At 66.8% G+C, this 24823-nt stretch carries 22 protein-coding genes and 1 tRNA gene; 9 read left to right on the top strand and 14 right to left on the bottom strand.

Annotation, left to right across the window (positions count from 1 at the left end; all coding sequences use genetic code 11):
- The first annotated feature begins 580 nt into the window (after positions 1-580).
- Positions 581-4420 (top strand): autotransporter domain-containing protein, encoded by a 3840-nt coding sequence (locus BIWAKO_RS37140; RefSeq protein WP_069880216.1) that lies wholly within the window; start codon positions 581-583, stop codon positions 4418-4420.
- A gap of 85 nt (positions 4421-4505) precedes the next feature.
- On the opposite strand, the gene BIWAKO_RS20520 is transcribed toward BIWAKO_RS37140, so the two are convergent.
- Positions 4506-5327 carry an LssY C-terminal domain-containing protein gene (locus BIWAKO_RS20520; protein ID WP_244523500.1) on the bottom strand — a complete coding sequence of 274 codons (822 nt, stop codon included), beginning with the start codon at positions 5325-5327 and terminating at the stop codon, positions 4506-4508.
- Between the two features lie 212 nt (positions 5328-5539).
- Positions 5540-6202: a GNAT family N-acetyltransferase gene (locus tag BIWAKO_RS20515; RefSeq protein ID WP_244523499.1), complete on the bottom strand. Its 663-nt coding sequence runs from the start codon at positions 6200-6202 to the stop codon at positions 5540-5542.
- 15 nt (positions 6203-6217) lie between these two features.
- Between BIWAKO_RS20515 and BIWAKO_RS20510 the strand changes: the two genes are divergently transcribed.
- On the top strand, positions 6218-6691 hold the full coding sequence (locus BIWAKO_RS20510) for a GNAT family N-acetyltransferase (protein ID WP_069880214.1): 474 nt from the start codon (positions 6218-6220) through the stop codon (positions 6689-6691).
- Between the two features lie 236 nt (positions 6692-6927).
- On the opposite strand, the gene BIWAKO_RS20505 is transcribed toward BIWAKO_RS20510, so the two are convergent.
- On the bottom strand, positions 6928-7269 hold the full coding sequence (locus BIWAKO_RS20505; protein ID WP_069880213.1) for a phasin family protein: 342 nt from the start codon (positions 7267-7269) through the stop codon (positions 6928-6930).
- A 331-nt stretch (positions 7270-7600) separates the two neighbouring features.
- On the opposite strand from BIWAKO_RS20505, the gene BIWAKO_RS20500 reads away from it, so the two are divergent.
- Positions 7601-9292 carry an SPOR domain-containing protein gene (locus tag BIWAKO_RS20500; protein WP_069880212.1) on the top strand — a complete coding sequence of 564 codons (1692 nt, stop codon included), beginning with the start codon at positions 7601-7603 and terminating at the stop codon, positions 9290-9292.
- A gap of 45 nt (positions 9293-9337) precedes the next feature.
- Here the strand turns inward: BIWAKO_RS20500 and BIWAKO_RS20495 are convergent, their stop codons facing one another.
- A complete protein-coding gene (locus BIWAKO_RS20495; protein ID WP_069880211.1) occupies positions 9338-10051 on the bottom strand; it encodes a J domain-containing protein in 714 nt (237 codons plus the stop codon).
- Entirely contained in the window at positions 10048-10800 is a 753-nt protein-coding gene (locus BIWAKO_RS20490; RefSeq protein ID WP_069880210.1) for a hypothetical protein, read from the bottom strand. The genes BIWAKO_RS20495 and BIWAKO_RS20490 overlap by 4 nt, the downstream gene beginning before the upstream one ends.
- 102 nt (positions 10801-10902) lie before the next feature.
- Here BIWAKO_RS20490 and panC point away from each other — a divergent pair, with 102 nt between their 5' ends.
- Positions 10903-11751 carry a pantoate--beta-alanine ligase gene (gene panC, locus BIWAKO_RS20485; protein ID WP_069880209.1) on the top strand — a complete coding sequence of 283 codons (849 nt, stop codon included), beginning with the start codon at positions 10903-10905 and terminating at the stop codon, positions 11749-11751.
- A gap of 66 nt (positions 11752-11817) precedes the next feature.
- On the opposite strand, the gene BIWAKO_RS20480 is transcribed toward panC, so the two are convergent.
- The gene (locus tag BIWAKO_RS20480; protein ID WP_069880208.1) at positions 11818-12255 is read right to left on the bottom strand and encodes a DUF1489 family protein; all 438 of its coding nucleotides are present in this window, start codon (positions 12253-12255) and stop codon (positions 11818-11820) included.
- A gap of 166 nt (positions 12256-12421) precedes the next feature.
- Here BIWAKO_RS20480 and BIWAKO_RS20475 point away from each other — a divergent pair, with 166 nt between their 5' ends.
- Positions 12422-13204, top strand: a complete 783-nt coding sequence (locus BIWAKO_RS20475; protein WP_069880207.1) for an SDR family NAD(P)-dependent oxidoreductase — start codon at positions 12422-12424, stop codon at positions 13202-13204.
- A 6-nt stretch (positions 13205-13210) separates the two neighbouring features.
- The gene (locus BIWAKO_RS20470) at positions 13211-14044 is read left to right on the top strand and encodes an aminoglycoside phosphotransferase family protein (RefSeq protein WP_069880206.1); all 834 of its coding nucleotides are present in this window, start codon (positions 13211-13213) and stop codon (positions 14042-14044) included.
- 68 nt (positions 14045-14112) lie between these two features.
- Here the strand turns inward: BIWAKO_RS20470 and BIWAKO_RS20465 are convergent, their stop codons facing one another.
- The 5 genes from BIWAKO_RS20465 to BIWAKO_RS20445 form a co-directional block, all read right to left on the bottom strand.
- On the bottom strand, positions 14113-16095 hold the full coding sequence (locus BIWAKO_RS20465; protein ID WP_069880205.1) for an acetyl/propionyl/methylcrotonyl-CoA carboxylase subunit alpha: 1983 nt from the start codon (positions 16093-16095) through the stop codon (positions 14113-14115).
- A gap of 199 nt (positions 16096-16294) precedes the next feature.
- The gene (locus tag BIWAKO_RS20460) at positions 16295-17551 is read right to left on the bottom strand and encodes a YeeE/YedE family protein (protein ID WP_244523498.1); all 1257 of its coding nucleotides are present in this window, start codon (positions 17549-17551) and stop codon (positions 16295-16297) included.
- A gap of 34 nt (positions 17552-17585) precedes the next feature.
- Positions 17586-18461 carry a sulfurtransferase gene (locus tag BIWAKO_RS20455; protein ID WP_244523665.1) on the bottom strand — a complete coding sequence of 292 codons (876 nt, stop codon included), beginning with the start codon at positions 18459-18461 and terminating at the stop codon, positions 17586-17588.
- A 221-nt stretch (positions 18462-18682) separates the two neighbouring features.
- On the bottom strand, positions 18683-19357 hold the full coding sequence (locus BIWAKO_RS20450) for a cation efflux transmembrane domain-containing protein (RefSeq protein ID WP_141740169.1): 675 nt from the start codon (positions 19355-19357) through the stop codon (positions 18683-18685).
- Between the two features lie 97 nt (positions 19358-19454).
- Positions 19455-20216 (bottom strand): SDR family oxidoreductase, encoded by a 762-nt coding sequence (locus BIWAKO_RS20445; protein ID WP_069880203.1) that lies wholly within the window; start codon positions 20214-20216, stop codon positions 19455-19457.
- Positions 20217-20374: 158 nt separating this feature from the next.
- Here BIWAKO_RS20445 and BIWAKO_RS20440 point away from each other — a divergent pair, with 158 nt between their 5' ends.
- Positions 20375-21463, top strand: coding sequence for a Kelch repeat-containing protein (locus BIWAKO_RS20440; protein WP_069880202.1), 1089 nt, complete (start codon positions 20375-20377; stop codon positions 21461-21463).
- 22 nt (positions 21464-21485) lie between these two features.
- On the opposite strand, the gene BIWAKO_RS20435 is transcribed toward BIWAKO_RS20440, so the two are convergent.
- The 3 genes from BIWAKO_RS20435 to lipB all read right to left on the bottom strand — a co-directional run bounded on the left by BIWAKO_RS20435 (position 21486) and on the right by lipB (position 24177).
- Complete coding sequence (locus BIWAKO_RS20435; RefSeq protein WP_069880201.1) at positions 21486-23093, bottom strand: carboxyl transferase domain-containing protein; 1608 nt, start codon at positions 23091-23093, stop codon at positions 21486-21488.
- Between the two features lie 106 nt (positions 23094-23199).
- A complete protein-coding gene (locus BIWAKO_RS35475; RefSeq protein ID WP_141740168.1) occupies positions 23200-23382 on the bottom strand; it encodes a hypothetical protein in 183 nt (60 codons plus the stop codon).
- 93 nt (positions 23383-23475) lie between these two features.
- Positions 23476-24177, bottom strand: a complete 702-nt coding sequence (lipB, locus tag BIWAKO_RS20430) for a lipoyl(octanoyl) transferase LipB (RefSeq protein ID WP_069880200.1) — start codon at positions 24175-24177, stop codon at positions 23476-23478.
- A gap of 131 nt (positions 24178-24308) precedes the next feature.
- On the opposite strand from lipB, the gene BIWAKO_RS20425 reads away from it, so the two are divergent.
- On the top strand, positions 24309-24578 hold the full coding sequence (locus tag BIWAKO_RS20425) for a FliM/FliN family flagellar motor switch protein (protein ID WP_074471588.1): 270 nt from the start codon (positions 24309-24311) through the stop codon (positions 24576-24578).
- Between the two features lie 109 nt (positions 24579-24687).
- Positions 24688-24772: transfer RNA gene (locus tag BIWAKO_RS20420), tRNA-Leu, on the top strand.
- Positions 24773-24823 lie beyond the last annotated feature (51 nt).

The following is a 24823-nucleotide window of genomic DNA, read 5'->3' as shown; positions in this document are numbered from 1 at the left end:
CACGGTGAGATGCGAGGCGCGAAACAGCATGAGCAGGACGTCGCCGCGACGTGAAGCATGGTTGCGATGTCGGATTGCTGGACACTCGGGTCTCCCCCCACACAGAGAGGGCTCAGCGCACTGGTCGAAGTGACGGATGGTAATCGTACGCAGTGCGCACGCTTCCGGGATGGTCGCGGCCCGACGCGCGAAACAGATGCCGCCTGGCTGGCCGATGATGGTACTCGGCTCGACTGGCAGCCGACCCACTGGCGTCGGGCGGCTCCGCAACCGCCGCAGAAAGTGTTCGAGCTCGACTAGCCACGCGCCCACGCCGAATGCTCCCGGCCCGACGCCGATGCGCCCCTCATGAGAAACCAGCCTGGAACTCCCCGGGAATCCGCTGCCTGACCTGTGCTCAGAGCGCAACATTCCGCTGGGTTAATCGGCGATGAACGGCGGTTCGTTGCCTGCCTCACACCAGCGGCTATGGTGTGGAATCGGCCGGGGGGGCAATTGCGTGTCGTCAACAGCAGGACTGGATGGGGTGTCGCGAGGCGTCGCGCGGCGGCGGCCTTCTGTTGCGCGGTCACGTCCTGCCATGCTCGCCCTTCTCACCTTCGCACTGGCTGCGCCGGCTCTGGCCGATGGCGGAGCCGGCGGCGGAGGGGACGGCGCAGGCGGTGGCGACAACCTCACCCTCCCCGGCGGCAGCGGAAACGTCGGCGGGGGCGGAGGTGGCGGAGGTGGCGGTGGCTCGGGCATAACGGGCGGCTCAGGCGGCAGAGGCAACGCAGGTATCGGCGGCAATGCTGGAGGCGGAGGAGCCGCTCCGGGAGCTGCAGGGCAGGACGGGCAGGATTTCAACGGCGCTGGCGGTGGCGGCGGTGGCGCTCATGGCAGCGTGGGCGTGGCGGCTCCCACCATCGCTGTCTCAGGCGGCCGTGGCGGCAATGGCGGCGGTGGCCTCGCCGGAAGCGGTGGCGGCGGCGGCGCCGGCGGATATGGCGCGGTGATAACCGGCACCGGCGCGCTCGGTTTGCTCACGTCGACAACGACGGGCGGCAAGGGCGGCAATGGTGGCAGCGGTCAATTGGAGGCCGGCAATGCCGGCAGCGGCGGCATCGGCCTGGCAGTGACCGGCGGAGCCGGCACGTCGCTCACGATCAGCGCCGGTGTCCGGGGCGGCGACGGCGGTACTGGAGGGAACAGCAGCGCCGGCGCGACAGGCGGAAGCGGCGGCACTGGCGGCGCTGGCTTGATCGGCTCCACGGGTACGAGCTTCGTGGTCAATGGCGCGGTGCGCGGCGGAGACGGCGGCGCCGGTGGCTCCGGCATCGTCCCGGGCTCTGCCGGCCAGGCCGGAGCGGGCATCTCCGGCGAGAGCCTGAGCATCACGCTGGGCGCCAGCGGCTCGATCTCCGGCGGTCTGGATGGCGGCGGCGCCCGCGGAAACGCTCTCGCGCTGTCCGGCAACAGCAGCCTGACCGTCGTAACGGCCGGCACCGCCACTATAACCGGCAACATCGCTCTCGGCGCCGGCGCGTTGACGCTCGACCAGAGCAACGGCGTCGACATCACCATCGCCAACGCGATGACCGGCACGGGCGCACTCGCCAAGACCGGATCCGGCACGGTCACCCTCTCCGGCAACAACGACTACTCGGGCGCAACAAGTATCCTGGGTGGGCGCCTCGTCGCCGACTCTTCGACCGCGTTCTCAGCGAACTCCCATTACGGGGTCGCCGCTGGGGCGACGATGGAGATTGCAAGTGCTGCCGGGTTCAGCGGCGCCACGGTCGGTGCGCTGTCGGGAGCGGGCAACGTCGTCATCGGCAACGGCACCATCCTGACCATCGGCGCCAAGCCTGTCGCAACAATCTTCTCAGGCCAAATCTCCGGCCCGGGTTCTCTCTCCCTTGACGGGCCCGGCACGCTGTCGCTGACCGGCTCGAGCAACAGCATCGAAGGGCTACTTCTCCTTTGCGGCTGCTCGAACCCGACACTCGAAATCAATGGCGGGTCGCTGAGCGTCGGCGATCCCGCGGGGGGCCTCGGTGGCATCGCTGTGGCCGGCGGCACCTTACGGGTCGTCAATGGCGGCAAGTTGCATATGGCCGATCCGTCCGGGTTTCTCGTCATGCAGTCGAACATGGAGGTTTCCGGCCCGAATTCCCTGGTGACCGTGGAGGGTTTCACGGGGATCGGTGGCCCGAGCAACGTCGGGCTTTCGATCAGCGCCGGCGCCGCCATGGAGAGCAGGGCCGGGGCCGCCATCGAAGGCATCGGGGCGTCGACAACCGTCACGGTGACAGGGCCCGGTTCGAGCTGGACAGTCGGCAACACTCTGTTCGTCGGCGGCTATTCCTTGGGCGGCACTGGCGCCTTGACCATCTCGGCCGGAGGAACCGTCAACTCCTCCGGGCCGCTCTGGATCGGCTCGGACCCGGATCCGTCGCTCGGATTTGCTCGCGCCAGCGTCAGCGTGACAGGCGCCGGTTCCGTGCTGAACGCAAATGGCGGCCTGCTCGTCGGCTATCCCGGCTGTGGCTGCGGCGGCGATTACACCGGCGCCCTCACCACCGCTGACGGGGGCACCGTCAATGCTGGCGCAGGCCTGCAGATCGGCCGCCTTGGCACGCTCGCGATCGGCGCCGGCGGGCTTGCCGGCACGATCGTTACACCGGCGATCGTCAATGACGGCGAGATCCTCGCCAATTTTGTCGATGTCTCCACACTTGCCGCAAACATCTCGGGCACGGGGACGCTGACCAAGCAGGGTTCCGGCCAGCTCATTCTGACGGGGAAGAACAGCTATACCGGGGCGACCTCGGTGCTGTCTGGCCTGCTCACGGTCAACGGTTCGCTGACGGGCTCCACCATCACCCTGTCTGGTGGTTCTCTGGGCGGCTCGGGCACGGTCGGGAGCGTCATCGTCGGCAATGCCGGCACAGTCGCGCCGGGCAATTCGATCGGCACGCTGACCGTCGCCGGCAACATCTCCTTCGCTCCCGGCTCGACCTATCAGCTCGAGGTCAATGCCGCCGGCCAGTCCGACAGGATCGCCGCCACCGGGACCGCGACCGTGTCGGGAGGAACGGTGCAGCTTCTGGCGGAACAAGGCGGGTATGGCGCCTCGACGCGCTACACCATCCTGACGGCGCAGGGCGGGGTCATCGGCCAGTTCGCCGCGGTGACCTCCAATTTTGCCTTCCTGACCCCAAGCCTGGCCTATGGCGCCAATGAGGTGGCGCTGACGCTCGATCGCAACGCGATCGCCCTTCCGCAGGTCGCCCTGACCCGTAACCAGGCCGGGGCCGCCGGAGCGGCGGAAGCGCTGGGCGCCGGCAACCGTGTCTACGATGCGCTGCTCACGGCAAGCGTCACGGATGCCCGCGCCGGTTTCGACGCGCTCTCGGGCGAGGCTCACGCGCAAGCGGTCAGCGTCGCGATCGAGGACAGCCACCTCATTCGCGAATCCATCCTCAACCGGCTGCGCTGGCCCCTGGCCGTCGGCACGTCCGGCGGCACCGTCAATGGTGCCTTCAGCGCCGACGCGCCCGGCAGATCGGCCGGCACGGCTCTGCCGGCACCGGGCCTCGCCATGGAACGCTTCACGCTTTGGGGCGAGGCGATCGGGGCGCAGGGGCGCGGGGATGGCGACCGCAACGCGGCTTCGCTCGACCGGCGCGGCGGTGGCATGCTGTTCGGCGCCGAGCTCAACTCGAGCTGGACCGACGCTCGGCAATGGCGCCTCGGTATCGCCGGCGGCTATACGCGCACCGATTTCGATGTCGATGGGCGCCGCTCGAGCGGAGAACTGGGCAGTGCCCATGGCGCACTTTATGGCGGCATGCGTTTCGGGGCGGTCTCGCTGCGGGCCGGCGCGGCCTATGCGTGGAGCGATCTCGACGTGACGCGCCGGGTGACCCTGCCCGGGATCTCCGATGTGCTGCGCTTCGACGGCCGCAGCGCGACCGCACAGGCCTTCGCCGAGATCGGCTACGCCCTGCCCTACGGGCCGGTCTCGTTCGAGCCTTTCGCGCAGCTCGCGGCCGTCACAGTCCGCACCAGCCGCGACGCCGAGACAGGTGGCCCGACCGCACTGCAGGTCCTCGGCCGGGATCAGCGCCTCGGCTTCTCGACGCTCGGCCTGCGGGCCGAGATGCAGTTGGGCACGACGCCGCTGCTGGCCCGCGGCATGCTCGGTTGGCGCCATGCCTTTGGCGACACGACCCCCGCGGCCAAGCTCGCCTTCATCGGCGCAGCAACGCCGTTTCAGACTTACGCCGCGCCGCTTGCCCGCAACGCCCTGGTGGCCGAAGCCGGACTCGCCTGGCGCGCAACCGCGACCACCACGCTCGGCGTCAGCTACAGCGCCGCGATCAGCGAGAATGCCCGCGATCATGCCCTCAAGGGCAGGATCGACGTCAGATTCTGAGAGGCGCAACCCTTAAGGTTCGCGGCGCCGCGACCGCCGCAGTACCGAGCCGAAAGCAGGACGGCGCTGCCGACACGAGGCATCGTCAATCAGCGAAGAGGCGGGTTCCCAGCGAGAACGCGGCATCCTTTAGCTGTATCAGGGAAGGTGGCGCCGTGATCTCGGCAGGCTTGGCGGCCTCGCTTCCCGCCATGACGAGGCGGGCTATCCAAATCTCGCCATCCGAATAATAGGGATCGCCCTCGGCGTTGCGGCCGGTCAGCGTCGGGCCAATGCCCTTCATCTGATCGATGCTGACCACCATACGAGCGCTGTTCAGCCCCTCGACCAGCCTGTTGCGCTCTTCGTCGACAGCAGGGGCAATGCGATGTGTGACCTGTCCGGTGTCGCGGCTGAGCGTGACCCCACTGTCAAAGGTTGCCGAGCCGAGCCAGACCGGGCGGGCATCCGTTCCGTTTGCAAGCGCCTGCCAGAGCCGCACATGCTCACGGCGGTCGGCACTCGCGCCCGCCGGCTTTTCAAATGCCAGGTCCTCGCGTCGTCCTTCGAAGTAGAGAGGGCTGACCGGCGCGGTCTTGTAGGGCCTGTCGAGCAGGACGCTCCCGATGATCTCCAGGCTCGTCCGCAGGGTGACCGGATCGGCGGGATACCAGCCGGCCGCATGAAACGCACGCACGACATCGTCACGCGTTCCGATCAGGCCAACATTGATCGGATCGCCCGGAATTCCCTGCGCATTCGCGGTCAACATCGTCCGTGCTGACAGCTCCGGCTCACGCTCGATGCGCTTCCAGACCGCGGGCAGGATGAGATAGCTGACGCCGAGATAGAGGATGAGGGTCGCGGCAAGGAGTTTTGCGGCTCGCCGCTTCCTCCGCCCCTCCCTTGTGCCAGTTGGTTCGCTCATAGGGGTACCGGACATCGTCTCGGCCTGGATTTCGAGGGTATATTCCGACGGTTCACGCCCCAAGGAAAGAACGATACGGACGCAAGGTTGGTATTGCCGATCTGGAGCAGAGACCCGGCACCGGACCGGCCAAGATAACGCCGCGCACGACGACAAGCCCCGACATCGCCATTCGCTTCCGCCACCGTCGTCAGTCCAGGCGCTGGAAAGCGCTAGGAAGCCCCGGCGACCTCGCCGATCGTCAGCGAATACCGCATGGCGGGCTTTCCTGAATGCGACGCGGCCCCCCGCTGCTTCAATCCAATCTTCTCAGCAACCCGCAGGGAACCGAGATTGTCGGGGTCGATCTCCGCAACGACCTCCGCGAGTTTCAGCACCTCGAATGCGTGCGTCAGAACGGGTCGCGCGGCTTCCGTGGCCAATCCTTGCCCCCAGAACCGCTGGCGGAGCCGCCAGCCAATCTCGATATCGGGTCCGACTGCGTCGGCGGGAATCAAGAGCACCCATCCGACGAAAATGGCAGGATCCTGTCGCAGCACGATCGTCCAGTAACCCATGCCTCGCAGCCACGGGCCGGACGTCCGATTCTCGATGAATTCCCGGTGGGCGGATGGGTCGGACCATGGACCGCTGACGAAGCGTGTGACCTCCGGCTCACGATCCATCAAGAGGCAATCATTGGTGTCGGCCAGCGTACGCGGACGGAGCAAAAATCGTTCGGTCTCGAAGGTGATGCAGGCATCGGCGCCGGTAACGATCATGTCGTGAGGCATCCCGCAGTCCGGTTCCGTACGTTGGCCGCCCGTGTGGCCAGCGCAACTTCGCCTTCTCTCATAGCGCGACCGCCTTTGGCTTGCCATTGCGAGCTGCCCCATGGAAAAGCCGGTGCGATGACGACCACGGCTGACCAGACCATCGAGATTACGGCTCTGAGCGAGCAGCCACATTTCCGCGAGGCCGTGTCCGACCGGATCTGGAAGGCATGGTGGCGCGACGAGGGATACCTCTTCGAGCAGATCGCCGACCGCGTTCGGCAAAGCCTCGGCCCCGAGATCATCCCGGCTGCGCTTGTCGCCGCCGCGGGCGAGCGGTTTCTCGGGACGGTGTCTTTGATCGACAGCGATATGGACGAGCGGCCCGGGTACAGCCCCTGGATTGCGGCGCTATGGGTCGATCCCGCGCATCGCCGACGGGGCATAGGAGCGGCGCTGGTGCAGGCCGCGGCGGCAAGGGCCTTCGAGGCGGGCTTTCCAACGGTCTATCTCTGCGCCACACCTGACAACGCGCCCTTCTACATTCCTTTGGGCTGGCAGCAGATCGAGGCGAATGTCGCGGGCCTGAACATCCTCTCGCTCTCTCGATAAGGCGCGGGCACCGCCCCTCTCCGCCCCCTTTCGGGGTTGGTCGCGCTCAGAGGCGATCTGGCTGATCTGCACTCAAAGCGGGGCTCCATCAGGCGCGCTCCCATCTCGCCCAGCGAGATCGGGAGCTTGGATGCCTCCGCAAAGAAAAAGCCCGACCAGATGGCCGGGCTTTCCGAAACTCAACGCGATCTGCCCGCATCACACCGCTATGAGGCGGCGCCGCAGCAGACCCGGTATCACTTGGCGGTCGGGGTAACCTTGGCGACGATGCCTTCGAACGGCTTGTAGGCGTCCTTGGCCAGCGCGCTGTAGAGCTCGCCCATCTTGGTCATCTGGGCAACGGCGCCCTCGAACGAGGTCTTGATGAAGTCGGCCTGGATCTCAAGCGCCTTGTCGAGCGTCTTGACGCCGGCCAGCTTCTCGATAGCGGCAGTGCCGGCCTCGAAAGACTTCTTGGCATAATCGGTGGCTTCGACGGCAATGGTCTGCACGCCCTTCGAGGTGACGCCGAAGGCCTTCAGAGCCGCATCAACGTTATCCTTGGAAGCCTTCTGGATCGTCTCGAACTGCTGGATCATTCTTCCCACAACGCGCTAGCGTTGCCTCCTTGCTGGCGAGCCCGTAGGCCCTGTTTCCACGCCCCAAGGCCTGATGAAACTGTTCACCACCGGGGACTTCCTGTATATTGTGCAGCGCAACATAAAAGTCAAGGCCGCGCTGCAATGCATCAAACGCTAGGTAACGCCGTTCCGCCCGGAGCCCATCCGGACGCGGGATCGGCTCACGATCTTTCGCCGTTTAACGGCTCCGTAACCCCATCATCCTAACCTTCCCAACTGTGTCCTTCGCGCCACGTCGCCAGACGCCGCGGAGACCGGGGAACAGTAGTACTGGGTTGAGGCGGGTTGCATGAGTTCTGGTAGCGTTGGTTCCCGACGCGTGCGTCTTCGCGCACTTGTCGGACTGATCGGTGTTGTCGCCGTCGCGCTCAGCGTGGCCGCGTCCCCTGCCGAGGCCGCACGCAAGAAGCGGCGCCATGTAGGCGGTGGCTATACGCCGCCATATGCGGCGATGGTCGTCGACGTGAAGAGCGGTCGCACGCTGCACGCGGCGAATGAGGATGCCCCGCGCATCCCCGCCTCCCTCACCAAGGTCATGACGCTCTATCTGCTGTTCGAGCAGCTCGAGCGCGGCCGCTTCAACATGAACTCCGAGCTGACGGTCTCGTCCTACGCGGCGCGTCAGGCACCTTCCAAGATCGGCTTCGCGCCTGGCGAGACGATCGAGGTGCGCGACGCGATCATGGCGCTGATCACCAAATCGGCCAATGACGTCGCCATGGCGGTGGCGGAGAATGTCGGCGGTTCCGAGGACGAATTCGCACGGATGATGACGGCGCGCGCCCGCTCGCTCGGCATGAGCCGGACCAGCTTCTACAATCCGCATGGCCTGCCGCATAATCCGCCGAACCTGACGACGGCGCGCGACCTCACCATTCTCGCCCGCGCGATCCAGGAACGCTTCCCGCGCTATTACCCGATGTTCTCGACCCGCGTGTTCAACTATGCGGGCGGCGCCTATCGCAACCACAACAAGCTGCTCGGCCGCGTCGAGGGCGTGGACGGCATCAAGACCGGCTACACCAACGCTTCAGGCTTCAACCTGATGACTTCGGCCAAGTCGGACGGTCGCCAGATCGTCTCCGTCGTGCTCGGTGGCCGCTCCGGCGCCAGCCGCGACAAGATCATGGCCGACCTCGTCGCCGCCAATCTGCCGCGCGCCGCGGCCGGCGGACGGTCCGCCCCGATGGTCGCCGAGGCCGAGCCGGCGCAGGAGCGTCCGCATCAGGCGACCCAGGTTGCCGCGGCTCCCGTCCAGCATGCGGCCGCCAGCGAGCCCGCGCCAAGGCCGGTGCCGCGTCCGCGCGTCGAGAGCGAGCCGGAAGTCCCGGCGGCTGCCCGCGCCTATGCCGCCACCACCACCACGCCGATCGCGCCGCCGCGCCCGATCAATCTCGGCGCTCAGCCGCTGCCGCTCTCCGGCATGCGTCCGGTCACCGCGACAACGACGCCCTCGGCCATGCGCTGGTCGATCGGCGCCCCGCCGGTTGATGGCAAGATCCTGCGCCCGCCGGCGAATGTCGATGTCACCTCGTCGATCGCGAAGGTTGCCGAACCTGAAGAAAAGCCCGTCGCCCGGGCTCCCGAGCCCGCCAAGGTCGAACTGCGCCAGCCTGAAGTCGCCCCGGCGATCGCCCAGGCCAAGGCTCCCTCTGCCGGCACCACGACGCTCGCCAAGGCACAGGACAACAACAAGGCGAGCGATGCGCGCAGCGGTTCCACCGCGATCCCATCAGGCAAGTGGGTGATCCAGCTCGGCGCCACCGATGACGAAGCCAAGGCCAAGGATATCCTGGCCAAGGCCCGCGCCAAGGCCGCCGGCCCGCTCGCCGAGGCGTCCCCCTTCACCGAGAAGGTCGAGAAGGGTGGCACCACGCTCTTCCGCGCCCGCTTCGCCGGCTTCGAGGATCCGAAAGACGCTCAGAACGCCTGCGCCAAGCTCAAGCGCGACGGCTTCTCCTGCTTCGCCATCCGCGGCTGAACGAACTGGGAAAGGACCTCAGCCATGTCGTTCCAGCCCGGAATCTCACTTCAGCAGAGCATCCTTGGCCTGATTGACGCGAGCAGCAAGCCCGCTGGTGCCTCCGGCGTCCGGGTGGATCCGCTTCATCAGGGCTCGATGGGCCTCGCGGACCGCCTCCTCGCCCGCCCCAGGCTGAAGCCCCAGGATCTCGTAGGCCTCCTGCTGCGTCATCGCGCCCGGGCGCGCCGCGCCGCCCTGCCCCGCGTCGCGGTGACCATCAGCGTGTTCACGCCAGCCGGGCGTCCGGCGGTCGAGATAAGCCTCTAGCAACCGCGTCCCCTCCGGGTCCTGCGCAAGGCAGGCCCGCATCAGAATGGCGATCTCGTCGAGGCTCAACGCATCGAGATCGCGGCCGGCGAAAGCGCCGGCCTTGACCTTGCCGGTCATGCCGCCGCTGTCGTGGTCGAGTTCCATCTCCAGCAATGTCGACGAGACACGCGAGCGCGCGCCCGGTGTCTCCCGGGCCCCGCCGCTCCAGGGAAAGCGCATTCCGCCGGGCCCATAGGCACTCCAGCCGAGGAGCCAGGCTCCGATACCGCCGACGAAGATCGCCATGTCGAGCCGGCCTCGCAGCATCATGAGAGCTGCCACGCCAAGCGAAAGAACGCCACCCAGCGTCTTCAGCGCCTTCGCCAGCAGTTGCGGATTGGCCCCGGTGAAGAGCTTGGAAACCCACCAGAGCAGGATCACGACGGCGATGCCGTAAAGCAGCGTCACCGACGGCCTCCATCCATGGCGGCGATCAGGCCCTTCACGGCGGGGCTCGCGCCGGCAAGCTTCAGCATCCCCTCGCGCCCCCCGCTGGCATAGGCGGCAGCGCCGCGCAGCAGATCAAGCAGCGAATCCGGCGCGGTCGCGTCGAAACGCGCATAGGCGCCACCGGTCAGCCGCGCGATGGTGGCGAAGGCGGCGCTTGCCGCGGGTTCGCCCCCTTCCTGGAACATGAAGCCGCGAATGCCGCGCAGGCCGAGTTCGCCGGCAAGAGCGGCGAGCGTGTCGACATCCTCCTCCATCGCATCGCCGACGAAGACGAAGGCGCGCACCGGCACCGCCCTGGCCTCGTCGCGGACGTGCCTGAGCACGCGCGAGATCTGGGTCTGCCCGCCTTCGCAGGCAATCTGCGTCATCAGCCCGGTCAGACGGCGCGGTTCGCCAATCCAGCCCGAGGCGCGGCATTCGGCAAAGCCGCGGAAATAGACAAGCTGCACGGCGAGCCCGCCGGAGCCGGCTGCGACCTCGAACATTCTTGCCTGCAGGGAGCAGGCCAGGTCCCAGGTCGGCTGGCGGCTCATCGTGGCGTCGAGCGCGAAGACGAGACGGCCGGCCTGCCCGGTCGCAAGCGGTGCGAGCTGCTTGGCGGCGCCGAGGAACCTGTCGATCTCGCCCGGCGCGGAATGGCCGGCCTGTGGCGCATGGGGCGAAACGCCCGCCGCCTTGCCTACAGCCTTGTCGGTCTCTCGCGTCATCAGGGTCCCGGGCGCATCACGCTGCCAAACTCGAATCCAAACCTGATATTGGCCATCGCTCCGGCATTTGCTACCCGTCTCCCGCCGATGGAGAGAGAACCGATGACGCAGGTGGCGGTGGTGGAGACGGTCCGGGACCTGCGCTGGGCGGTGGCGGGCTGGCGCGCAGCGGGCGAAAGGGTCGCCCTGGTGCCGACCATGGGCGCCCTGCATGAGGGCCATATCGCGCTGGTGAAGCTGGCGCAGCAGCATGCGCGGCGCGTTGTGGTCTCGATCTTCGTCAATCCGACGCAGTTCGCCCCGCACGAAGACTTCAAGAAATATCCCCGCACATTCGACACTGATCGCAGCCTGCTGCAAGCGGCGCAGGCGGACGCGATCTTCTTCCCCTCGGTCGAGGAGATGTACCCGGCGGGCTTTGCCAGCCGCGTGCTGCTGCTCGGCCCGGCCGCCGTCGGCCTCGACGATCGCTTCCGCCCGACGCATTTCGAGGGTGTCGCAACGATTTGCTGCAAGCTGTTCACCCAGAGCCGGGCCGATTGCGCCGTCTTCGGCGAGAAGGACTACCAGCAGCTCAAGGTGGTGACGCGGATGGCGGCGGATCTCGATCTCGGCATCGAGATCATCCCCGCGCCGACCCATCGCGAGCCGGACGGCCTCGCGATGTCCTCGCGCAACCGCTACCTCTCCCCTGATGAACGCGCGCTGGCGCCCGTGCTCCACCGTGTCATGCAAAACCTTGCCATGCGCATCCGCAACGAGGACCCGCTCTTCCAGGCGGTCAGCGAGGCGCAAAGCGAGATCATCACCGCCGGGTTCGAGCTCGACTATCTCGAGGCTCGCCACGCCGAGACGCTGACGCCGGTCACCGGCCTGGCCGACGGCCCGATCAGGCTGCTGGTGGCGGCGCGGCTCGGCGGAACGAGGCTGATCGACAATATTTCCGTATGACGGGCTAACCCGGACCCAGAGCAGCCCTTGGACGCGCAGCCGGCCGCTCCGCGAGAGAACGCCAGCCTAGAGCAGTCCCAGCCCAGCCAGTTCGCGCCGCATCTCTTCGGGCATCTCGGCGAGGTCGCCGCCATGCTGGCCGATGTCACGCGGGGCGTCCTTGGGCTGCAGGTAGCGCCAGCCCTGGAAGGGACGGAACGGCCGTGGCTCGACCGGTATCACCGCCGGCTCCATCACCAGATGGCAGCGCCCGATCCCCTCGCCATCGGTGAAAGGCCGGATATCCGTCAGGCGCTGGCGCGCCGAGATCTGCCCCTTGATCACCCAGTAGAGCGAGCCGCCATCGACGATCTCCTCGATGCGCTTCGGCACCATGCGGGTGGTATGGGTCTGTTCTTCCCGGCGGCCGAGCCGGCGCATCAACGCCATCTGCTCCTCGACCCATTCCTCGAGATCGCGAATGGATTCGGCGCCGACGCAGAGTTTGAGCATGTGCAAGGCCATGGGGCATATTAATCCTCGCCGACGAACCGGGCCAGCGTTGCCGGAGTTTCTCCACAGAGGCTGGATCGCCCGCTCTCGGCCATCTCCGGGCTCTGCTTGCGCTGGCCCGGGATGACGACAGCCGAGAGACGCGATACCTCAGTACCGGGAGAAGGAGACCCAGAACATGCGCGGACTTGCCGGCAAGGCTATTCTCGTCACCGGAAGCACATCGGGCATCGGCTATGCGATGGCTGAGCGTCTCGTCGCCGAAGGCGCCAAAGTCCTGGTTCATGGCCAGGACGACGCGCATGTAGCGGCCGCCTGCGCCAAGCTCGGAGCCTCCACGCAAGGCGCAGCCGGCGACCTCGCCGAGCCCTCCACCGCGCAGGTGCTCGTCGACGCCACCGTCAGGGCGTTTGGCCGTATCGACGGGCTGGTCAACAATGCCGGCATCTATCCGCGCGGCGTCATCGGTGAGACTACGGCCGCCTTCTTCGACCATGTCTTCGCGATCAATACCCGCGCCCCGCTTCTGTGCGCAGAGGCGGCGATCGCTGCCTTCCGCCTGCAGAATTCCGGGGGCGCCATCGTCACTGTCGGTTCGATCAATGCGCTCTGCGGCCAGAGCGATCTGACGGTCTATTCCATGTCCAAGGGCGCGTTGACGACGATGACCCGTAATCTCGCCGATGCGCTCGGGCAGGAACGCATCCGGGTCAATGCCTTGAATGTCGGCTGGACCTTTACGGCGAACGAGGACGCGACCCAGCAGCGCGAGGGGCGCGAGCCGGGCTGGCAGAACAATGTTTCACCGGTATTCGCCCCGACGGGCCGGATCATGCAGCCCGACGAGATCGCCGCCCACACGGCGTTCTGGCTCTCCGATGACAGCGCACCGGTCTCCGGCCAGATCTACGAGGTCGAGCAATATCCGCTGATCGGCCGCAACCGCACGCAGACGACCTGAGACACCGTGCCGGACTATGACTTCGCGCCCCATCTCGCACGCTGGGCCCTGGTGCCCGATGGCGAGCCGATCGTCACCCATAGCAGCCACCTTCTCCCTGTCAGGCATCGCGGCGCGCCCGCCATGCTGAAACTGCCGGAGGCGCCGGACGAGCGCCTCGGCTATTTGCCGCTGGAGTACTGGGCTGGCGAGGGTGCGGCTCGGCTGCTCGAACGCAGCCCGACCGGCGACGCCATGCTGCTCGAACGCGCGACCGGCCGGCGTTCGCTGTCGGCCATGGCTCGCAGCAGCGCCGATGCCGACGACGAGGCAACCGCCATCCTGTGCGAAGCGATCGCGGGATTGCACAAACCGCGCGGCCCGGCACCGGCCGGCCTCATTCCGCTCGAAACCTGGTTTTCAGATCTGTTTCCGATGGCCGCGCAGCGGGGCGGCATCCTGGCGCGGGCCGCCGCAGCGGCGACCGAGTTGCTCCCCGCGCAGCGCGAGATCGTCCCGCTGCATGCCGATATCCACCACGAAAACGTGCTCGATTTCGAGGCGCGCGGCTGGCTCGCCATCGACCCGAAATCTGTGATCGGCGACCGCGCCTTCGAATACACGATCCTGTTCTGCGATCCCGATCTCTCGGACCCCGACCCACCGGTCGCCATCATCCCCGGTTGCTTCGAGCGTCGGCTGGAAATCGTGCTGGGGAAATCAGGGCTGGAGCGCGACCGCCTGTTGCGCTGGATCCTCGCGTGGTGCGGGCTGTCGGCAGCCTGGTTCCTCGGCGACGACGACCCGGTAGAGATCAATCTCACCATCGCAGAGAAGGCTGCGGCAGCGCTGGATGCGTAGCCGCGCACGGAACCATCGGACCGAAAAGTGGAGTGCATTTTTCGGAAGGTGAGAGCGGTTCCTGCCGCTTACTCCCCCAGCACCACCACTTTGGCGCCCTCGGCCACCTGTGCTCCCGGCTGCCCCGCGACTTCGGTCACGATGCCGTCGCGCGGGGCCGTCAGCACATGCTCCATCTTCATCGCCTCGACGATCGCAAGCCTCTGGCCCTTGGTGACCAGCTCGCCGGGCTGGACGAAGAGCGCGATCAGCTTGCCATGCATCGGCGCCTTGATGACGCCGCCAGAACCGGCGGCCGCATCGAGATCAACCGAGAACGGATCGAACAGCGAAACAGTGGTTTGCCGCCCGCGGTGCAGCGCGAACCAGACGCCACGCTCGGCCTGCGCCAGCGTGATCTCGTGCTCGCCCTCGTCGATCTCATGGCCAGGCAGGCTGACGCGCGCGCCTTCGTCATGCCACTCGATCCGGGCATTGATCCGCTCGCCATCGACGGAGAGCGGCAGACCGAGCGGCTGGCGCGGCATCAGCGAGAAGGCATCGGGAACGACCCAGGGCGAAAGCGCCCCACCCTCATGGGCTGCCGCTGCAACGAGGCCGGCCTCCTGGCGCTGTTCCTCCAGCTGCAGGGCAGCAGCTGCCACCGCCGCGGCGTCGAGCGGCTGCGGCACGGCACCCAGCGCATCGAGATTGCGATCGATGAAACCGGTATCGAATGGCCCCTGCCGGAAGCCCTCGGCCTCCGCGAGATGCTTGAGGAAGGCAAGGTTGGTACGCGGCCCGGCGACGATCGTTTCGCCCAGCGCCTCCGCCAGTCGGTCGAGCGCCTCGGTGCGATTGGCGCCATGGGCGATGACCTTGGCGATCATCGGATCGTAGAACGGCGTCACCGTGTCGCCGGCCTCGACGCCGGTATCGACGCGGATGCCCTCTCCTTCCGGGAACTGCAGCGCCCAGAGCTTGCCGGTCGACGGCAGGAACCCCTTCTCCGGATCCTCAGCGTAGAGCCGCGCCTCGACCGCGTGGCCGGTCGCCTTCACATCGGCCTGGGTGAAGCCGAGCGGCTCGCCGGCCGCGACCTTGAGCTGGAGCTCGACCAGATCGAGCCCGGTGATCGCCTCCGTGACCGGATGCTCGACCTGAAGGCGCGTATTCATTTCCATGAAATAGAAGCGGTCGGCCTTCAGGCCTTCGCGCCCATCCGCAATGAACTCGACCGTGCCGGCGCCGACATAGCCGACAGCGCGTGCGGCCTCCGTGGCTGCCTTGCCCATCGCCGCGCGGACCTCCGCGCTCATGCCCGGTGCCGGCGCCTCCTCGATCACCTTCTGGTGCCGGCGCTGCAGCGAGCAGTCGCGCTCGTAGAGATGGACGACATTGCCATGGCTGTCGCCAAAGACCTGGATTTCGACATGGCGCGGCGAGAGCACGTATTTTTCCACCAGCACGTGCGCATCGCCAAAGGCGCTCTTGCCCTCCCGCTGGGCGCTCGAAAGCGCGTCGGCAAAGTCCTCGGGCCGGTCGACCTTCTTCATGCCCTTGCCGCCGCCGCCGGCAACCGCCTTGATCAGCACGGGATAGCCGATGCGTTCAGCCTGGGTCGCGAGGAAGCCGACCTCCTGTTCGGCGCCGTGATAGCCTGGCACCACCGGTACCTTCGCCTTCTCGACCAGCGCCTTGGCTGCATCCTTCAAGCCCATGGCGCGAATGGCGGACGCCGGTGGCCCGACGAAGACGATCCCCGCAGCGGCGCAGGCATCGGCGAAATCGGCGTTCTCGGAAAGGAAGCCGTAGCCCGGATGGATACAGGCAGCATTCGCCTGCCGGGCAACGGCCAGGATCTTCTCGGCGTCGAGATAGCTTTCGCGGGCCGGTGCGGGGCCGATCCGATAGGCCTCGTCCGCCATCTGCACGAAGAGCGCATCCTCATCGGCGTCGGAATGGACCGCGATGGTGCGCAGACCCAGGCGTCTGGCTGTCCGGATGACGCGACAGGCGATCTCGCCGCGATTGGCGATCAGGATGGAAGGCAGTTTCTCGGCGATCGTCATGGGCGGCGTCCTTTGAACGTCTGCCCCGTTATAGCAATCCGCACGGCGATGTCTGCGCGCCATTGCGCATCTGCGGATGCGCGGCTCCTCGCGCTACATCCTTCGCCGCCGTGAGGGAAGGCGCAAGCAGCCGGGCGATCCACGGGCAACAGAGCAGCCTTCCCGGATCGCCTCGCCACGCTCCGAAGCATGGCTCGGCCTAACCCAGCACTCCGAGCCGGCGGCCGAGTTTCAGCGTGACCGTAGCGCCAACCAGCAACGCCGCACCAAAGATCCAGCCGGAGACCGCCCCCGCCGATACGCCCGAGAGCAGCGTGCCGACTGTGCAGCCGAGTCCGACCAGCGTTCCCCAGCCGAGCAGCACGCCCCCCAGAAGCCCCCGCACAACATGTGAGGGACGCGGCAGGCTCGGCCTGAATTCGCCCGAAGCGAGCGCAGCGCAGAAGGACGCCAGCACAAGGCCAATGACGAACAAGCCGTTCGGCGTCAGCAAGGCGTCCCGGATCACCGTGGCGCAGCCGCGAAAGCTGTCGAGGCCTTCCAGCCGCTGCGGCAGCAGGCCAAAGGCGTCGGCCGCCTGACGCGAGCGCGAGCCGAGCTCAGCCGTCACCCCGAGCGGGCTCAGCCGCAGATAGGCTGCAATGCCGACGAGGCCGACGAAGAGGCCGCCGAGCCAGGACGGCCAGCGCGCAACGAAGACCTGATGCAACGGTGCTCGTGACTCCTCTGCGTTCCCACGGATCGGCCGCCCTGCCCAGAGCAACACGAGCGCCAGCGCGGCCAGCACGCCGAGGCCGCCGAGCAGCGCGCCGGCATAGCCGAGATGGCGCGGCAGCCAGAGCACCACGGCTTCCGAGATGCTGAGACGATAGAGTTCGTTCCAGCTCAGGAAGCCCAACCCGAAGCCGATCCCGGCCCCGATCAGCGCAAAGGGCGCGGTCGGCGAGCCTTCGCCCAGCCTGTACCAATGGGCACTGATGCAGGAGCCGGAGATCGCCATGCCGGTACCAAAGGCCAGGCCGGCCAGAACCAGCGCTGGACCGACCGGACCGATATGGGCCGTCGGCGGCAACCGTGCCCCTGACGGGTCGGGCAGCCAGGCCCCGAAAATCAGGGTGTAGCCGACGATGCCGACCGCAAGCGCAGTCAGGACACCGAGCAGACCACGCGGATCGCGCCGGTCGAGCCAGTCGCGCCAGATGCAGAGGAAGCAGAAGCGGGAACGCTGCAGCACGAAGCCGAAGGCCGCACCAAGGATCAGCGAGAGCTGCAGTTGCGGCGCCGGGTCGCCATGGGTCCCGACGAGATGGATCGCCCCGGCGAGTCCCAGGGCGACGGCCGTCGCGACCACGAAGCGCACAGGCGGGAACTGCGGCTCATCGGCAGCAACCCCGCCCAAGGCGGCTTCGCGCGCCCGATGATAATCGAGCGCGCCAGTGTCGTCGGACATGCTCATGAATGCCGCCCGGGCAGACTGGCCGGCCTGTCGTTCACTTGCCGCTCCAGACCGTGCCCGCCGGGTTGTTGATCGGCAGGCCGACGACATTGCCGTACTCGGTCCAGGAGCCGTCATAATTGGCGACCTGGTAGCCAAGCAGGCGCGACAGGATGAACCAGCTATGGCTCGACCGTTCGCCGATCCGGCAGGTCGTGATGATCGGCTTCGAGCCGTCGATGCCGATCTCGGCATAGAGCTTCCTCAGCTCCTCGACCGGCTTGATCGTGCCATCGGCCTGGTTGACTGCGCGCGCCCAGGGCAGGTTGACGGAGCCAGGGATATGCCCGGCGCGGAGCGCCAGTTCCTGGAACCCTGCCGGTGCGATGATCTTGCCGGAGAACTCATCGGGCGAGCGGATGTCGAGGATGCGGGCATCCGACTTCTTTTCGACGACATTCACGACATCTGTCAGCCGCGCGCGCAGCGTGCGGTTGGGTTGGGAGACGGTGAATCCCGACGCTTTGACCGGCGCCGGATTGGTCGCGACCGGACGCTTCTCCAGCTCCCATTTCTTGCGGCCACCATCAAGCAGCTTCACGTTGTCGCGCAGGCCGTAGATGTCGAACACCCAGGCGCCCCAGGCGGCGAACCAGTTGTTGCTGTCGCCGTAGAGGACGACCGTCGTATCCTTGTCGAGGCCGAGCTTGCGGGCCAGCGCCTGGAACTTCTCAGGTGTCGCGATGTCCCGTGACACGGTCTCGACCAGATCGGTGTGCCAGACGACGTTCTGCGCCCCCGGGATATGACCGCGTTCATAGAGCCCAGGCTCGACGCTGACCTCGACGATCCGAAGCGTCGGATTCGCGAGGTTCTGCTCGAGCCATTCGGTCGTCACCAGCGGGCCGCCATTCGCCCAGGCAGCCCCCATCGATGCCAGCGCCCCCAGCACCGAACCGAGCACCCACCCCAGTCGCGTCTTCCCAGCCATATCGCCTCAACTCCGTCCATTTGATCGAGAAATCAGGAGGGAGATCGTCGCCGCCAGGGCCGCATAGGAACAGCCGAACAGGATTTTTTTGTTTGCCGGGTGCGGACAAGAACCGTCCCCCGGCGCCTGCCGTAGGGGAAGATCTTTCCGAAAGGCCCGTGTCAGGCTTCCGCTGGGAGTATTTTGTGCTGCGGCGCCCGGGCCGCCTTCCAAATCGCCCATGTCGCCTGGAAGCAGATGCCGGCCACGATGAGGTCGAACAGATATTCCGGCCAGCGCACCGGAGCGACGCGCGCGACGAGGCCGAGCAGCGCAAAGCCCGTGGTCGAGATCACGTCGTTGCGGCTCGACAGCCAGGTTGCCTTGATCACCGGATTGGTCTCGCGGCGGAAGCGCCAGAGCAGGCCGACGATCAGGATGGCGACGACGATCGCGCTCGCCGCGGAGAAGCCGAGCGTCCAGATCTCGATCGGCCTTGGGCTGACGATCTTGTCCCAGAGATCGTAAAGCGTGTGGAGACCGGCGACTGCCATGACGGCTCCGATGCCGAGCGCGGCCCAGCGCTCGGCCCGCTCGTCACGGCCGAAGACCAGCGCGGCGATGCCGTAGAGCAGGACGTCGTAGATCCAGTCGACACCGTCCTTGAGCAGCTGGGCGTTGCCGATTCCATGCGCCCAGAGCACGACATGGGCAGCGAACAGGAAAATGCCGAGCGCGATGCCCCAGATGGTCAGGCGGTAGGCGCGGGCCATGCGCGCCTGCGCCTTGCCGTCATGGCCGGGCTCGCCCCGACCATCCCTGTCTTCAAATGGCGTGTTCGTCTCGAACGCGGACATGGAAGGCGCTCCTCAGGGCCGGCATCCCACTGTCCCGCAAGGAGCTGGCGACGCAAGGCGCTATGGCCGGGCCTGTCCCGGCCGCAACGCCGAAAGATCAGCCGCGCCCGACCAGCGGCGCCTTGGTCGCCATCACGGTGACGAACAGCACATTGGCCTCGATCGGCAGGCTCGCCATGTGCAGCACCGTGGAGGCGACATGCGCCACATCCATCACCGCCTCGACCTTGATCGAGCCGTCGGCCTGCGGCACGCCTGTCGTCATCTTCTGCGCCATCTCGGTCAGCGCATTGCCGATATCGACCTGGCCGACGGCAATGTCGTATTTGCGCCCATCGAGCGAGGCTGTCTTGGTCAGGCCGCTGATCGCGTGCTTGGTCGCGGTATAGGCGGCCGAATTCGGGCGCGGCACCTGCGCCGAGATCGAGCCGTTGTTGATGATGCGGCCGCCGCGCGGGCTCTGGTCCTTCATCAGCTTGAAGGCCTCCTGCGTGCACAGGAACGGCCCGGTCAGGTTGGTGTCGACCACCGCCTGCCACTGCTCCCGCGAAAGATCCTCGAGCAGGATGCCGCCCGGCGCATTGACGCCGGCATTGTTGAACAGCACGTCGAGACGGCCAAAAGCCTCCTTCGTCCTGGCAAAGAGATTCTTCACAGAGGCCTGGTCGGTCACGTCGGTCGAGACGGCGAGCGCCTGCGCGGCCGGGGCGCCCGAGAGCTTGATCGTCTCCTCCAGCGCGTCCGCCCGGCGCCCGGCCAGGACCGTGCGATACCCGTCCTTGAGGAAGGCGATCGCGACGGCGCGGCCGACGCCCGAACCCGCACCCGTGATGATGGCGACCTTGTTGTGCCCAGACATGCGTATCCTCGCGCTTCCCGTGATTTCAACCGTTTCAGCGGGCCGGACCATAGCAGCGTATGCAGTATGCGGAACAGGGTCTGGCGCAAGCCCGTCCCCGCCCTTTCGCTTGCCAAGGCACTCGGCTGACATAGTCTTGTAGCGAGGGAGGATGCATCATGACCAGCCTGAGCCGTCGCCGTTTCATCGCCACCGGGGCGGCATCGCTCTCAGCTATGCCCGTGCTGGCCCAGCAGCCCGGACACGAGCAGCATGGCGGCGCATATGAGCGGCTGAACCAGCCCGGCCGCATCGACAGACCCGAACTCGCCAAGACGCAGAATGTCTTCGACTCCCCTGCCCCGAAGGCCGCCAACCCCGGCCGCTGGCAGGCGAAGGCGCCGTTGCCAATGCCGCGCTCCGAGATGGCCTGGGCGACGGCGCATGAAGGCAAGATGCACATCGTCGGCGGGTATGCCGAGCAGCGCGTCGACCGCCCCTATCACCATGTCTACGAGGCGACCTCCGACCGCTGGAGTGATGCCGCCCCGCTACCGCAGGGCGCCAACCATGTCGGCGTCGCCTTCCTGGACGGAAAGCTCTACGCGATCGGCGGCTTCCTGGAGCAAAACCGCAAGCCACATCCGCGCTGCTTCGTCTATGATCCGGCCAGCGACAAATGGGCAGAGATCCGGTCGCTGCCCCGCCCGGTCGGCTCGGCGGCGATCGTCGGCCTCGGCGGCAGGCTACACGTCATTGGCGGCGCCATCGGCGAGACGACCGACACCAAGAAGTCGATCGATTGGCATCTGACCTACGACCCGAAGACCGACAATTGGGAAAGCCGTTCGCCGCTGCCGACGGCCCGTGACCATACCGGCACATTGGCCATCGGCCCCCTGATCCATGTCATCGGCGGCCGCGTCGACTCGTTTCACACCAATTCGAACCTGCATCACGCCTATGACCCGGCGACCGACAAATGGACGCCGCGCAACCCACTGCCGACAGCCCGCTCCGGCCATGGCGCGGTGCTCTACCGTGGAAAGGTCTTCATCATGGGCGGCGAAGGCACCAACCGGGTCTTCGGCCAGATGGAAGCCTATGATCCCGCTGCCGATGCCTGGGAGCAATACGCTCCGATGCTGACGCCCCGCCACGGGCTCGGCGCCGCGCTGGTCGGAGACGCCATCCATGTCGCCGGCGGTGGACCGATCATGGGCGGCGGCGTCCAGAGCGCCGTGCACGAGGCATTTGTGCTGGGGTGAGCGCTGGCGGCTCGCTCCCGCCTCACATCCGAAAAACGCCAAACCGGGTCTCGGGCACCTCGGCATTGAGGCAAGCGGAGAAGGCCAGCGCGAGCACGCGGCGCGTCTCTGAAGGCAGGATGATGCCGTCGTCCCAGAGCCGCGCGGTCGCGTGATAGGGCGAGCCCTCGTCCTCGTATTTCGCGCGGATCGGGGCCTTGAAAGCCTCCTCCTCCTCGGCCGACCAGGACTTGCCCTCGGCCTCGATATTGTCGCGCCGGACAGTCGCGAGCACGCTCGCCGCCTGCTCGCCGCCCATCACCGAGATACGGGAATTGGGCCAGGTAAACAGGAAACGCGGTGAATAGGCGCGCCCACACATGCCGTAATTGCCAGCACCGAAGGAGCCGCCGACCAGCACGGTGATTTTCGGCACGCGGGCCGAGGCGACCGCGGTGACCAGCTTGGCGCCGTCCTTGGCAATACCGCGCGTCTCGACATCGCGGCCGACCATGAAGCCGGTGATGTTCTGCAGGAAGAGCAGCGGGATGCGACGCTGGCAGCAGAGCTCGATGAAATGCGCGCCCTTCAGCGCGCTCTCCGAAAACAGGATGCCATTATTGGCGATGATGCCGACCGGCATGCCGTGGATGCGGGCAAAGCCGGTGACCAGCGTCGTGCCGTAGAGCCGCTTGAACTCGTCGAATTCGGAGCCATCGACGAGCCGGGCGATGACCTCGCGGATGTCATACTGCTTCTTCAGGTCGGTCGGCACCACCGCCTCGAGCTCGGCGGGGTCGTAGAGCGGCTCTGTCGGCTCGGCGATGTCGATATCGGGGCGCTTGACGCTGTTCAGGTTGGCCGCGATGCGGCGCGCAATGGCGAGCGCATGGGTGTCGTCGCCGGCATAATGGTCGGCGACGCCCGACAGCCTGGCATGGACATCGGCGCCGCCAAGGTCCTCGGCCGAGACGACCTCGCCGGTCGCCGCCTTCACCAGCGGCGGGCCACCCAGGAAGATCGTGCCCTGCCGGCGCACGATCACCGTCTCGTCCGACATTGCCGGCACATAGGCGCCGCCGGCCGTGCAGGAGCCCATGACGACCGCGATCTGCGGTATCCCGTCCGCCGAAAGCGTCGCCTGATTGTAAAAGATCCGGCCGAAATGCTCGCGATCAGGAAAGACATCGGTCTGATGCGGGAGGTTTGCGCCGCCGGAATCGACGAGATAGACGCAAGGCAGCCGGTTCTCCCGCGCAATCTCCTGCGCGCGCAGATGCTTCTTCACCGTCATCGGGTAGTAGGTGCCGCCCTTGATGGTGGCGTCGTTACAGACGACCATCACCTCGCGCCCGGCAACGCGGCCGATCCCGGCGATCATGCCTGCGCCGTGAATCTCACTGTCATACATCTCGAAGGCGGCCAGCGCCCCGATCTCGAGGAAGGGCGAGCCGGGATCGAGCAGGCGCAGCACCCGCTCCCGCGGCAGCAGCTTTCCACGCGCGGTGTGGCGCTCACGCGACTTGGCACTGCCACCGAGTGCAGCTGTCGCCCGGTGCCGGGCCAACTCGACACGGAGGCCGTCCCAGGCCTCGGCATTGGCGCGCGTCTCGGCCGAGTTGAGATCGACCTTGCTCTCGATGACCGCCACGGCACGCTCCCTTCAGCGAAGAAGTCCTCGCCGGGTTATGGCGCGCCACGCGAAAAACGCCAACCGGCGCGGATGCCCAGGGGCGCGAGCGCAAATCCGCCCGTTCTCAGCGCGCCACCGCCGGGGCTGCCACGGCGCCGATAGCGCCACCCGCAACAGCTCCAATCGGCCCACCGATGAGGGCCCCCGTGCCGGCCCCTGCAGCCGCGCCGGCAATGATCTTATCGTTGGTGGTGCAGGCACCCAGAATGACCGCACAGGCGGCCGCGAACATCACTGTCCGGATCATCTTCGTCCTCGCTTCCGATTCATCCCACAGCGGGAGGTTGGCCGGCTTTGGTCAACGGATGGTGAACGAAGGATGAAGAACCTCAGTCGAAACTCAGGCGAGAACGGTTGCTCCGAAGATCCGTTCGAACTCGGCGCGCAGCATCGAATCGACCTCCGGAAGCGTCACCGGCAGCCCGAGATCGACCAGCGAGGTCACGCCCTGGTCGCTCACGCCACAGGGCACGATTCCCCCGAAATGCGAGAGCTCGGGCTCGACATTGAGCGAGATGCCATGGAACGAGACCCAGCGCCGGACGCGGATACCGATGGCGGCAATCTTGTCCTCGCTCTCCGCCCCTTTCTCGGGTCGGCGCACCCAGACACCGACACGGTCCTCGCGCCGCTCGCCGCGGACATTGAAACGCTCGAGCGTGCCGATCAGCCAGGCTTCGAGGGCGGCGACGAATCGCCGGAGGTCGGGATCGCGACGTTTAAGGTCGAGCATGACATAGGCCACGCGCTGGCCGGGACCATGATAGGTGAACTGCCCGCCCCTTCCGCTCTGATGCACCGGAAAGCGCTCGGGCTCGATCAGGTCGGCCTCGCGAGCCGAGGTGCCGGCGGTATAGAGCGGCGGATGCTCGATCAGCCAGACGCGCTCGCGGGCCTTGCCGTCCGCGATCAGCGCCGCGCGCGCGTCCATCTCGGCAACAGCCTCGTCATAGCCGACAAGCGCTCCGGCATGGACCCATTCGACGGGCTCGGAGCCCGGCTGCGGCAGGAATGAAACCGCAAGCGTCTCACGTGTCTTCACGGTGCATTAACTCTGTTTGTTCAACGATCGCTAACCGGCTACCGCCTGTCGCCGGCAGGCTCATGCGCTGAAGCCGGCCGGCAGGCAAGTTTCGTTGGTTGAATTCGCAAGTAGGGTTTCGGAGGCAGGACTTGAAGGCCGATCTCGATCTCGTTTCGGTGGAGCTCACCGTGGTTCTGGGCTCGACTCAGATGCCGATCTACAAATTGCTGCGCATGGGCCGCGGCGCGATCATCGAGCTCAACGCCACCGAGAACGACGAAGTCCAGATTCTCGCCAACAATCACCCCTTCGCGCGCGGCAATGTCGTGGTCAGCGGTTCACGCATCTCGGTTGAGATCACCGAGCTCCTGAAACGCCCCACGGTCTTCAGCGCGCAGACCATTGCCGAAGCCGCCTGAAAAGGATTTCAAAGTTTTCCACACAACGAGCTTGTCGCGGCGGATTCGATTTGTTAGACCCGCGCCGCTCCGGAGTTCACCGCCTCACCGCGGTTTTCTCTTAGCCGCTGCGGTCATGGCGGAATTGGTAGACGCACTACCTTGAGGTGGTAGCGGGGAGACCCGTGGAGGTTCGAGTCCTCTTGACCGCACCAAATTCAGGCTGATGCCTTGAAACGGCGACCCTCGCGGGTCGCCGTTTTGGT

The organism is Bosea sp. BIWAKO-01 (assembly GCF_001748145.1).
Classification (GTDB): Bacteria; Pseudomonadota; Alphaproteobacteria; order Rhizobiales; family Beijerinckiaceae; genus Allobosea.
This window is presented reverse-complemented; position numbering and strand designations above follow the sequence as displayed.

Bases quoted from the DNA above. Each gene is read 5' to 3' on its own strand.
- BIWAKO_RS37140 (WP_069880216.1), top strand. From the start codon at position 581: ATGCTCGCCCTTCTCACCTTCGCACTGGCTGCGCCGGCTCTGGCCGAT.
- BIWAKO_RS20520 (WP_244523500.1), bottom strand. From the start codon at position 5,327: ATGAGCGAACCAACTGGCACAAGGGAGGGGCGGAGGAAGCGGCGAGCC.
- BIWAKO_RS20515 (WP_244523499.1), bottom strand. From the start codon at position 6,202: ATGGGGCAGCTCGCAATGGCAAGCCAAAGGCGGTCGCGCTATGAGAGA.
- BIWAKO_RS20510 (WP_069880214.1), top strand. From the start codon at position 6,218: ATGACGACCACGGCTGACCAGACCATCGAGATTACGGCTCTGAGCGAG.
- BIWAKO_RS20505 (WP_069880213.1), bottom strand. From the start codon at position 7,269: ATGATCCAGCAGTTCGAGACGATCCAGAAGGCTTCCAAGGATAACGTT.
- BIWAKO_RS20500 (WP_069880212.1), top strand. From the start codon at position 7,601: ATGAGTTCTGGTAGCGTTGGTTCCCGACGCGTGCGTCTTCGCGCACTT.
- BIWAKO_RS20490 (WP_069880210.1), bottom strand. From the start codon at position 10,800: ATGACGCGAGAGACCGACAAGGCTGTAGGCAAGGCGGCGGGCGTTTCG.
- panC (WP_069880209.1), top strand. From the start codon at position 10,903: ATGACGCAGGTGGCGGTGGTGGAGACGGTCCGGGACCTGCGCTGGGCG.
- BIWAKO_RS20480 (WP_069880208.1), bottom strand. From the start codon at position 12,255: ATGGCCTTGCACATGCTCAAACTCTGCGTCGGCGCCGAATCCATTCGC.
- BIWAKO_RS20475 (WP_069880207.1), top strand. From the start codon at position 12,422: ATGCGCGGACTTGCCGGCAAGGCTATTCTCGTCACCGGAAGCACATCG.
- BIWAKO_RS20465 (WP_069880205.1), bottom strand. From the start codon at position 16,095: ATGACGATCGCCGAGAAACTGCCTTCCATCCTGATCGCCAATCGCGGC.
- BIWAKO_RS20460 (WP_244523498.1), bottom strand. From the start codon at position 17,551: ATGAGCATGTCCGACGACACTGGCGCGCTCGATTATCATCGGGCGCGC.
- BIWAKO_RS20455 (WP_244523665.1), bottom strand. From the start codon at position 18,461: ATGGGGGCTGCCTGGGCGAATGGCGGCCCGCTGGTGACGACCGAATGG.
- BIWAKO_RS20450 (WP_141740169.1), bottom strand. From the start codon at position 19,357: ATGTCCGCGTTCGAGACGAACACGCCATTTGAAGACAGGGATGGTCGG.
- BIWAKO_RS20445 (WP_069880203.1), bottom strand. From the start codon at position 20,216: ATGTCTGGGCACAACAAGGTCGCCATCATCACGGGTGCGGGTTCGGGC.
- BIWAKO_RS20440 (WP_069880202.1), top strand. From the start codon at position 20,375: ATGACCAGCCTGAGCCGTCGCCGTTTCATCGCCACCGGGGCGGCATCG.
- BIWAKO_RS35475 (WP_141740168.1), bottom strand. From the start codon at position 23,382: ATGATCCGGACAGTGATGTTCGCGGCCGCCTGTGCGGTCATTCTGGGT.